The sequence below is a fragment of the Neoroseomonas marina genome (assembly GCF_012927745.1).
Lineage (GTDB): Bacteria > Pseudomonadota > Alphaproteobacteria > Acetobacterales > Acetobacteraceae > Neoroseomonas > Neoroseomonas marina.
In genome coordinates this window covers 200829-207942 of the sequence record NZ_JABBKX010000009.1, presented here as the reverse complement: position 1 = coordinate 207942, position 7114 = coordinate 200829, and the positions used below count along the sequence as shown (strand labels likewise).

General features: G+C 70.7%; 5 protein-coding genes. 1 reads left to right on the top strand and 4 read right to left on the bottom strand.

Features of this window, described 5'->3' with window-relative positions; all coding sequences use genetic code 11:
- Positions 1 to 98: 98 nt before the first annotated feature.
- Positions 99 to 1736, bottom strand: coding sequence for a GMC family oxidoreductase (locus GWK16_RS21350; RefSeq protein WP_170055994.1), 1638 nt, complete (start codon positions 1734 to 1736; stop codon positions 99 to 101).
- A 143-nt stretch (positions 1737 to 1879) separates the two neighbouring features.
- On the opposite strand from GWK16_RS21350, the gene GWK16_RS21345 reads away from it, so the two are divergent.
- Positions 1880 to 2716, top strand: a complete 837-nt coding sequence (locus GWK16_RS21345) for an alpha/beta fold hydrolase (RefSeq protein ID WP_170055993.1) — start codon at positions 1880 to 1882, stop codon at positions 2714 to 2716.
- A gap of 100 nt (positions 2717 to 2816) precedes the next feature.
- On the opposite strand, the gene GWK16_RS21340 is transcribed toward GWK16_RS21345, so the two are convergent.
- From GWK16_RS21340 to GWK16_RS21330, 3 genes are read right to left on the bottom strand one after another with little or no spacing between them, the layout of a single operon-like run.
- A complete protein-coding gene (locus GWK16_RS21340; protein WP_170055992.1) occupies positions 2817 to 4523 on the bottom strand; it encodes an N-acyl-D-amino-acid deacylase family protein in 1707 nt (568 codons plus the stop codon).
- Positions 4524 to 4535: 12 nt separating this feature from the next.
- A complete protein-coding gene (locus GWK16_RS21335; protein ID WP_211187627.1) occupies positions 4536 to 5519 on the bottom strand; it encodes a zinc-binding dehydrogenase in 984 nt (327 codons plus the stop codon).
- A 7-nt stretch (positions 5520 to 5526) separates the two neighbouring features.
- On the bottom strand, positions 5527 to 7029 hold the full coding sequence (locus tag GWK16_RS21330; RefSeq protein ID WP_170055991.1) for an ABC transporter substrate-binding protein: 1503 nt from the start codon (positions 7027 to 7029) through the stop codon (positions 5527 to 5529).
- Between the last annotated feature and the right edge of the window lie 85 nt (positions 7030 to 7114).

The window sequence follows — 7114 nt, the reverse complement described above, 5'->3', positions numbered from 1 at the left end:
CGCCCTCGCCGGTGCACACCGATGCCGACATGGACCGCCTCGTCGCCGCACTCGCCGACGTCTGGGCCCGCTTCAGCCTCAAGCGGGCGGCCTGACCCTCACGCCGCCGCGGACAGCGGCGGCCGGTTGCGGATGAAGTCGGCACCCTTCTCGGCGATCATCATCGTCGTCGCGTAGGTGTTCGACGAGGTCATGCTCGGCATGACCGAGGCGTCGATCACCCGCAGCGCCTCGAGCCCATGGACCTGCAGGCGGTCGTTCACCACCGAGGTGACGTCCGTCTCCGGGCCCATGCGGCAGGTGCCGATCAGGTGATAGGTCGTGCTGCCGTTGCGATAGGCGAAGTCGAGGAGCTCGTCGTCGCTCTGCGTGTTGACGCCGGGCAGGACCTCGGCCTCGAGCAGACGCTGCATCGGGGAGGTGGCGAAGAGGCGCCGGATGAGCCGTATGCCGCCGAGGTGCACCCGGCGGTCCATCTCGTGGCTCAGGTAGTTCGGCTGGATCTCGGGGTCCTCGAAGACATCGGCGCTCTTCGCTCGCACCCAGCCGGTGCTCTCGGGGCGGTGCTGCCAGGCGCCGGCCGTGCAGCCGGGATAGTCGTCGAGCACGTAGACCTTGCCCTCGGCGTAGGAGCCGGGGGTGAAGACGCCTTGCAGGTCGGGCTCGTCCAGGCCTTCGAAGGACTTCCAGAAGATGTGCACATGCGACGGCGCGGTCGCGAGGATGGAGGGCTTGCCCGCCGCCCAGCGCGCCACCTGCTGCGCCAGCTTGAAGCCCTTGGCGAGCTGGTTGAGCGTCTCGACGCCCGGCTTGGCGCGCATGACGATGCGCGAGGCGTAGTGGTCGCGGAAATTCTCGCCCACCGGCAACTCGTGGAACACCGGCACGCCGATGCGCGCGAGCGTCGAGGCCGGCCCGATGCCTGAGACCTGCAGCAGCCGCGCCGTGTTCGCCGTGCCAGCGGAGATGATGACCTCGCGCCGCGCGCGCACCTCGATCGGCGTGGCACCGCGCGCGGTCTGGTAACGGATGCCGACGGCGCGCCTGCCTTCGAAGACGATGCCGCAGGCGCGCGCATTGGTCCGGACCTCGAGTTCCTTGCGTGCCATGGCAGGCTTGAGGAAGGCGCGCGCGGCGGAGACGCGCCAGCCCTTCTGGATGCCGCGCTGGAAGTAGCCGACGCCCGCCTGGTCGCCCGAATTGTAGTCCGGGTTGCGGGGCAGGCCGGCCTCGACGCAGCCCTCGATGAAGGCCTCGGACAGCGGATGGATCCAGTCCATGTCGGTGACGGGCAGGGAGCCTTCCTTGCCGCGCCGGTCGTCGCGCCCGAAGCCGATGCGCTTCTCGGTACGCATGTAGTAGGGCAGGCAGTCCTCGTAGCCCCAGCCGCGGTTGCCGCGCTGCGCCCAGGAATTCAGGTCCCCCGGCTGGCCGCGGTTGTAGATCATACCGTTGACCGAGGAGGAGCCGCCGAGCGTCCGCCCCTGCGTGGTCGAGATGGCGCGGCCGCCGGTGCGTTCGGTCGGTGCTGTCTTGAACTGCCAGGTGACCGATGGATCGACCAGCGTCTTGATGAAGCCCGCGGGGATATGGATCCAGGGATTGCGATCCGGCGGACCGGCTTCCAGCACGCAGACCGTGACGCCCGGATCCTCGGTCAGCCGCGCGGCGAGGATCGATCCGGCGGCGCCGGCGCCGACGATGACGTAGTCGAAGGTGTCGGGCGTGGGGGCCATGGCGGTGCGGCGGCTCCTGGAGATGAAACGGCGTCGCAAGTTAGGCGGGCCGGCACCCGCCCGCCAGACCGGAACCGCCGCGTCCGGCCTCTGTCGGCCGCGCGGTCCCTGCGGCAGGATGGGCGCCCCTTGGAGAAGCCCCGATGACCTTCACCGCCCCGCCCCGCCGTGCCGGCTGGATCGAGCGCCCCGATGCCCGCATCCGCTACGAGATGACGGGCGAGGGGCCTGCCATCGTCTTCGCCCACGGCCTCGGTGGGAACCTGATGTCCTGGTGGCAGCAGGTGGCGCATTTCGCGACCCGCTACACCTGCGTCGCCTTCTCCCATCGCGGCTTCTTCCCCTCGACGGCGCCGGAGGCCGGGCCGGATCCGGCGGCCTATGCCGCCGACCTGGCGGCGCTGGTGGATGAACTGGGCCTCGGCGACATCCGCATCGTCTGCCAGTCCATGGGCGGCTGGACCGGGGTGGAATACGCGCTGCTGCGCCCCGGGCGGGTGAAGGCACTCGTGCTGGGGGCGACGACAGGCTCGCTCGACCCGCGGCAGATGCGCGAGCCGGAACGCTCGCGGCTCGAACCCTGGAAACAGGAGAGCGCCGCGGCGCGGGCCGGCCTGCTGGCGCGCAACATCAACCCCGCGGCGGGCGCGCGCATGGCCGAGGAGCAGCCCGCGCTGCACCACCTCTACAACCACATCTACGGCCTGACCCAGGGCTTCGACCGGGAGGCCGTCCGCGGCCGCCTCGACGCCCAGCGCCGCCGGGCGCCGGAGGGCTTCGCCGCCGCGCAATGTTCCGTGCTCTTCGTGCCGAGCGAGGAGGACATCGTACTGCCGCCCTTCGCCGGCGCGGCGATGGCCTCGGTGATCCCTGGCGCGAAGGTCGTCCCGCTGCCGCGCGCCGGTCATTCCGGCCATTTCGAGCGCGCGGCGGAATTCAACGCGATCGTCGACGCATTCTTCGCGGAGGTCGGCGCCTAGAGCCGTTTCCTTTCGCCATGGCTCACGGCAACGTCTCCAGGCTTTTGGTTTTGCGAGCATGTTTACCCGATCAGGTGATTCCACCGGATCGGGATCTGCTTTAGGCGGCCCGGCCCCCGCGCACGAGGCGCCCGGGCAGCGCCCCGGTCGCCTCGCCCTCGCGATAGGTGATGGCACCCGACAGCACCGTCGCGACATAGCCATCGGCCGTCTGCACCAGGCGCTTGCCGCCGGCGGGCAGGTCGTAATGCATCCGCGGCGCGCGCAGCTGCAGGCGCGCGAAGTCGATGACGTTGATGTCGGCCTTGCGCCCCGCCGCGATAACGCCGCGATCCGTGAGGCCCATCGCCGCCGCGTTGTCGTGGCTGATGCGCTTGACCGCCTGCTCGACCGGCAGGCGCGCGCCGCGCTTCCGGTCGCGCGCCCAGTGGACCAGCATGTGCGTCATGCAGGACGCGTCGCAGATGTAGCCGACATGCGCGCCGCCGTCGCCGAGGCCCATCAGCGTATGCGGGTGGGTCATCATCTGGCGGATCGCCTCGAGGTCGCCATCCGCGTAGTTCAGCAGCGGGCGGTTGAGGATGGCGCGGCCGTCGCGTTCCAGCATCAGGTCGTAGCAGAGCGCCTCGGGCGTCATGCCGCGCACGGTGGCCATGGCGGCGACGGAGCGTTCGGGCGGCGGCTCGTAGTCGGGCGGGTCGCCGAGCGGGAAGATCTTGTCCCAGTTGTTCAGCCGCACCTTGAGCCCGGCATCGTCGGTGGGCTCGGCAAGTATGCGAGCCCGGCGGGCGGGGTCGCGCAGGGCGGCGACGCGATCCGGCAGCGGAAGCTGCGCGACCTCGCGGTAGGACGGACGCGTCAGGAAGGGATGCTGCGAGAGCTCGAAGCCGAACATCAGCCCGACGGGGCGGCCCATCACCTGGCCGAACATCTGCACGCCGGCGGCGTTGGCTTCCTCGACGCGGTCGAGCAGCCAGCGCCAGAAGGTCGGTTTGGATTCGCGCTGCAGCAGGGAGAAGGTGAGGGGACGCCCCGCCACCGCGGCGACGCGGCGCAGGCGGGCGAATTCCTCCTCGGCCGGGTCGTCGAAGTCTGAGATCACCTGGAGCCAGCCATGGCCGTGGTCACGCAGGGCGCGGGCAAGCGCTTCCAGTTCGGGCTCCGGCGCGCCGAGCGTCGGGATGTGCCGCCCGTCCAGCGTGCGGTGCGCGAGCGCGCGGGAGGTCGAGATGCCGACCGCGCCCGCGGCCAGGCCCTCGGCGGCAAGGCGCGCCATCTCGGCGATTTCGGCTTCCGTCGCCTCGGCATGGGCCTCGGCGCGCTCGCCCATGACATGCACGCGCAGCGGGGCGTGGGTGACCATCGCCGCGATGTCGGTGTCGTAGCGCCGCCCGCCGAGGAAGTTCAGGTAGTCGGGGAAGGATTCCCAGCTCCAGGACAGGCCCTCGGTGAGGACGACCTCGGGCAGGTCCTCCACGCCCTCCATCAGCTTCACCAGCATGTCGCGCCGCTCGGGCCGGCAGGGCGCGAAGCCGACGCCGCAATTGCCGATCAGCGCGGTGGTGACGCCGTTGATGGAGGATGAGATCAGCCGCTCCGACCACGAGGCCTGCGCGTCGTAATGCGTGTGGATATCGACGAAGCCGGGCGTGACGAGCAGGCCCTTGGCGTCGATCTCCTCCTTGCCGCGTGCACTCACCTTGCCGACCGCGGCGATGCGCGCGCCGTCGATGGCGACGTCGGCCTCGAAGGACGGGGCGCCGGTGCCGTCGACGACGGTGCCTCCGCGGATGACGAGGTCATGCATGGGGCGCCTCCCTCAGACCGACAGGACGATCTTGCCGAAGTGCTTGTTGGCCTTCATGTGCGCCAGCGCCTCGACCGTCTGGTCCAGCGGGAAGACACGGTCGATCGGGATGGTGAAGCGGCCGTCCTCGACCGCCTTCCACAGGTCGCGGCGCATCGCGGCATACTCGGCGCGGATCTCGTCGCGCGAGCGCGTGCGGTGGGTGACGCCGATGTAGGAGATGCGGCGCGTCGCATGGGTGTCGAAGTCGAATTCGCCCTTCATGCCGCCGAGCCGCCCGACATTGACGATGCGCCCGAGGATCGCCGTGCAGCGCATCGCCGCATTGATGGTCGCGGCGCTGATCTGGTCGATCACCAGGTTCACGCCCTTGCCGCCGGTCGCGGCCAGCACCTGGTCCGCCCAGTCGGCATCGCGGGTGTTCACCGCGACGTCGGCGCCGAACTCCTTCAGACGCGCGCGCCGGTCATGGTCGGTCGATGTGCCGACCACCAGCGAGGCGCCCATGAATTTCGCGATCTGCATCCCCATGATGCCGACGCCGGAGGAGGCGCCGAGGATCATCACGCTCTCCCCCTTGGCGAGGCGGCCGTTCATCACGATCGCGTCGTGCATGGTCGCGAGCGCGACCGGCAGCGTCGCCGCTTCTTCCCATGACAGGTTGCGGTCCGGCACCTTCTGGACGCGGCCGATGTCGGCGACGGCGTATTCGGCATAACCGCCCGACCCCGACGCGGTGACGCGGTCCCCGACCTTCACGCCCGTCACCGCGCTGCCGATGGCAGCGACCTCGCCCGCGAAGTCGAGGCCAAGGATCGTCCCCGGCCCGCCCATCGCGCCATGCGCGCCGCCCGCGGCGACGCCGAGGTCCGCGCGGTTCAGCGTGGCGGCGCGGACGCGGACCAGCACGTCTTCCGGCCCGGGGCTCGGGCGGGGCATCTCCTGCACCCGAACGCCTTCCGCCGTGACGACAACCGCACGCATCGTTTCCGTCATATCCGCTTCATCCCCTGGCGCCGCTGAGGCCCTGCACACGGATGATACCGTCCGGCACCGCGCGCAAGCCCTGGATCGAGGCCCCGGCGCCATGCAGCGTCAGGGGCTGCCACAGATTGATGTAGGGCCGATCGGCCAGGTAGATGCGCGCCGCCCGGTCATAGGCGGCTGCTCGTATCGCGGGGTCGACGCTGCGCCGCGCCTCGGTCAGCGCGGCATCGACGTCCCGGTTGCAGTAGCGACCGCCGTTCAGCGGCACGCCGCAGGCGTAGAAGGCATAGAGGTTGCCGTCGAGGTCCACGCGCCCGGACCACTGGATCATCAGCGCCTCGAAATCGCCGGCGGTCCATTGGTTGAGCAGGGTCGCGGTCTCGATGACCTGGATCTCGATGTCGATGCCGGCCTCGGCGGCCATGGCCTGGATCACCTCGGAGGCCTGCAGGTAGTCGGTGGTGTTCGGCACCGAGAGCTTGATCCGCACGCGCTGGTGCCCGGCTTCGCGCAGCAGCGCGCGGGCCCGCGCGAGGTCGCGTTGCGGCAGCGGGACCGAACGGGCGTAGAAGGGATGGTCCGGTGCGACCGCCTGGTTGGCGGGAACCCAGAGGCCCTCGAAGGCCACGTTGACCAGCGCCTGGCGGTCGATCGCGCGTTCCAGCGCCTCCCGCACGCGCGGATCCTGGCCCAGCGGCGTCTGCGCCCGCGCCCCGTTCGCGACGTTGATCGCGATGTAGAAGGTCGCGAGCGAGGGGCCCTGCACCAGTCGCACGCGCTGGTCGCGGCGGACGTCGCCGACGTCGGATGGGCTGATGCGCTCGATCACGTCGAGCGCGCCGGCGCGGAGATTCGCCAGCCGTACCGTGGAATCCGGGATCGGGCGGTAGGTGATGCGTTCCGCATGGACGTTGGCGCGGTCCCAATATCCGTCGAAGCGCTCGAGCTCGATGCGGTCCTGGGCGACGCGGCGGGTCAGGCGGAAGGGGCCGGCGCAGGCGGGCTCGCGCTGGAAGTCCGCGCCGGTGACGCGCGCCTGCCGGGGCGAGACCAGCATGCCCGCGCGGTCGGCCAGCGCGGCCAGCAGCGGCGCGAAGGGTTCGGACAGGCGCAGCGTGACCTCGAGCGGGCCGGTCGCGACGACCTCGGTGACCGGGCCCATCTCGGCCTTGCGGGTGGAGCCGGGGGTCTCGATGTGGCGGCGCAGGCCGGTGGCGGCGGCCTCGCCGGTCAGGGGCTCGCCGTCGTGGAAGCGGACCCCCTCGCGCAGGGTGAAGACCAACGCCTTGCCGTCATCCGCCCAGCGCCAGGCGGTGGCGAGCTGCGGGACAATCTCGAGCCGTTCGTTGATATCCACCAGCTTGTCGCACATGGCGGCGAAGACCTGCCGGCCGGTGACGGTGCGCGAGAGGGTGGGGTCCAGGACATCGGGGTCGGAACTCAAGCCGATGCGCAGATTCTGTGCGGCGGCGGGCAGCGCGAGACAGGACATCATCAGCAGGGCGGCGAGGCGACGCATGATGCGGGTTCCCGGATGTCGTTTCCGGCCGCCAGTCTTCCCCCGGGACCATCGCCGCGCAATGCGCCCCGCCAGTGGGCAAGGA